The sequence below is a fragment of the Oerskovia sp. NPDC056781 genome (assembly GCF_042789955.1).
Taxonomy (GTDB): domain Bacteria; phylum Actinomycetota; class Actinomycetes; order Actinomycetales; family Cellulomonadaceae; genus Oerskovia; species Oerskovia rustica.
The window spans coordinates 1-2,763 of record NZ_JBHUAD010000351.1 but is presented as its reverse complement, the minus strand read 5'-3'; the positions used below and the strand labels follow the sequence as shown (position 1 = coordinate 2,763).

Sequence of the window (2,763 nt, the reverse complement as noted above, 5' to 3'; positions counted from 1 at the left end):
CCTTTGGCATACCCCCACATCCACCGCCCACGAGCGACACCACGACCAGAACCACCGCAACCTCCGCCCCGCACACCACCACGTGTCACGGGGCTCTTCTGCTTTCCGGCTCTCGCCTCGTGCGCCGTCGCGCCCTGGTGGAACGCTGCCGACGGCATGGCCGCTCGGGGGCGTCGTGGACGGGCAGGTGTGCGGAGCTGTCGGGCGCCAGGGGCCCACCGTCGCGGTGTGACGAGTGCGTTGCGCTCGCGCCGGCTGGTGAGCCTCGCCGTCGGGCGATGTCACGACTGGTTGCTGTGTGCTGGCATGACGCACGGCCGGTCTGCGCCGGCGGTGTGGAACGTTCCCGCACCGCTGCTGCCCTGAGAGCGCCTGCCGTGCAGACCACGCAGGCAAGGGCTCGACGTGCGCCGTGGGACGAGCCGGTAGCCTTCGAGTCAGGCGGCCGGACCCAGATGCTGCCAGGTCTCCGGAGGAACACGTGGTCACCCGCATCAGCGCACGCAATGCTCGATTTCAGGTACTGCAGACGCTCCTGTCCAACCGCTCCAAGCGTCACCGTGCAGGAGAGTTCATCGTGCAGGGTGTCCGGCCGGTCAATCTGGCGCTCGAGCACGGGTGGGAGCTCCGTTCGCTGCTGTACGACGCCGACCGGCCCCTCTCGCCCTGGGCCAGGGACCTGCTCGCGTCCCAGCCGAACGCCGAGAAGGTGGCGATGTCGGCGGACCTGCTGGCCGAGATCAGCGAGAAGTCCGAGGGCGCGGCTGAGCTGCTGGCCGTCGTCGGCATGGCCTCCGACGACCTCGCGCGGATTCCCGTGCCTCAGGACTTCCTCGGCCTGGTGTTCGACCGCCCGACGCAGCCCGGCAACATCGGGTCGATCATCCGCTCGGCGGACGCTCTCGGCGCGCACGGCGTGATCACCACCGGGCACGCCGCAGACGCGTACGACCCGAAGTCCGTCCGCGCCTCGACGGGTTCCTTCTTCGCGGTGCCGACCGTGCGGGCCGCGTCCCCTCACGACGTCATGGACTGGGTCGAGGACCAGCGTTCTGCCGGCGTGCCGATCGTGGTCGCGGCGACGGACGAGGACGGCGACGCCGAGATCTCGGCGTTCGACCTGACTCAGCCCGTGCTGCTCCTCGTCGGCAACGAGACCGCGGGGCTGTCCCGCGCATGGCGCGATGCTGCGGACGTCACGCTCAGCATCCCGATGGCCGGCGCGGCCAGCTCGCTCAACGCGGCGAACGCGGCCTCGATCGTGCTCTACGAGGCACGCCGCCAGCGTTCGGCGAGATGACGGTCACCAGCTGCGCGGGGACGATGCCGGTCTCGGCAGGGGACGGCGTCCGACACACCGGTTGCGCCACGGTGCGCGGATGACCGCTATCGTGCGCGGATGACCGCAGCATCGCGTCCGATCCTGTTCCTCGACGTCGACGGGACGCTGCTCCCGTTCGGCGGCCCGGAGATGCCGCGAGCTCCGGGGCCCCCTGAGTCCTGGACGGCGCCGTCCAACCCTCATCTGGCGAGTGTCGATCGGGCACTCGGCCCGCTGTTGACCGGCCTGGGGTGCGAGCTGATGTGGGCGACCGCGTGGATGCACGGTGCGAACGAGGTGATCGCGCCGTTGCTCGGTCTCCCGCGCCTACGGGTGGCCGACCTTCCTGCCTACGACGGCGACCATGGGTTCGACGGCCTGCAGTGGAAGACGAAGGCACTGGTTCGCATCGCGGGCGACCGCCCGTTCGTCTGGGTCGATGACGTTCTCGGGGACGCAGACCAGAGGTGGATCGAGAGCGCGCACCCTGCCGGGGCGTTGCTGCACAGGGTCGACCCGACGGTGGGGATGACCGTCGCGGACGTCGACACGATCGCCACCTGGCTGCGGGACAAGGAGTCCGTCGTCCGTTGACGAGGGGCGAGCGTCGGAGACCAGGCGCTCCGCGTCGGCAGCCTGAGCGAGCGCCTCCTAGAGAACGCGTCGGTAGAGCTCAGCGGGCGCGGCCCTCTCGAGCTGCTCGAGCTGCGCGACGAGCCGCACGAAGTGCTCCGTCCGGGTGTGGGCGTCGAGATGGTCCTGCGACGCCCACTCCTCGACGAGCAGGAACCGCGTCGAGTCGTCCACACACTGGAGGAGCTCGTACGACAGGCAGCCGGCCTCCCGCCTGGTCGCGTCGACCAGCTCGCGATACGCCTCGAGCGCACGAGCCTGGTGCCGTTCGTCGACCGTGCAGGGAACGAGCACCCGCACGGGCGCACCGTCGCCCGGGCTGTGGGCGAGGGACGGACGAACGGTCTCGCTGGGCAGGCTCATGCCCCGACGGTACCCGGCGGGCGGGGAGGGTTGTCGGTTGCGCCCGGGCCTCAGACGCACCTCTGGCGACCCGCCGGCGCGCGGTGACCGGGGTCACGGGGCACGGGTTTGACCGTTGGGCCCCGACCACCGTAATGTTCTCTGAGTCAGCCCGGCAGGGAGGAACAGACACCACTGCGAAGCTCTTCGGAGCCGCCGCGAAGTGGCTGGATCCCCCGGGTGAACCAAACTTCCTGAAGACTCCTGGGGATTCTTGTTTCCTTGAGGAGTAGGGAATGTGGTCGACTTGTGCGGCTCACCTCACGAGAAATCGCGAGGTAGGAAAGCCCCGGAAAGTCTGATAAGATTAACAAGTTGCCCCGAGTGAAGGCCCCTGGTGGGTTGGAGTCGGTGCGTGTCGGTTGCTTGAGAACTCAACAGTGTGCTTGATAGTTAATGCCAATGGT

3 protein-coding genes are annotated in these 2,763 nt (G+C 69.0%); 2 read left to right on the top strand and 1 reads right to left on the bottom strand.

Going from position 1 to position 2,763, the window contains the following annotated elements; all coding sequences use genetic code 11:
- Nucleotides 1-481 precede the first annotated feature (481 nt).
- Nucleotides 482-1,300, top strand: a complete 819-nt coding sequence (locus tag ACFRCR_RS18225) for a TrmH family RNA methyltransferase (protein WP_377679567.1) — start codon at nucleotides 482-484, stop codon at nucleotides 1,298-1,300.
- Between the two features lie 99 nt (nucleotides 1,301-1,399).
- A complete protein-coding gene (locus ACFRCR_RS18220) occupies nucleotides 1,400-1,915 on the top strand; it encodes an HAD domain-containing protein (protein WP_377679566.1) in 516 nt (171 codons plus the stop codon).
- Nucleotides 1,916-1,972: 57 nt separating this feature from the next.
- Here the strand turns inward: ACFRCR_RS18220 and ACFRCR_RS18215 are convergent, their stop codons facing one another.
- On the bottom strand, nucleotides 1,973-2,317 hold the full coding sequence (locus tag ACFRCR_RS18215) for a putative quinol monooxygenase (protein ID WP_377679564.1): 345 nt from the start codon (nucleotides 2,315-2,317) through the stop codon (nucleotides 1,973-1,975).
- Nucleotides 2,318-2,763 lie beyond the last annotated feature (446 nt).

What these genes read in the sequence shown, in the direction of transcription:
- ACFRCR_RS18220 (WP_377679566.1), top strand. Translation starts at nt 1,400, where the DNA reads ATGACCGCAGCATCGCGTCCGATCCTGTTCCTCGACGTCGACGGGACG.
- ACFRCR_RS18215 (WP_377679564.1), bottom strand. Translation starts at nt 2,317, where the DNA reads ATGAGCCTGCCCAGCGAGACCGTTCGTCCGTCCCTCGCCCACAGCCCG.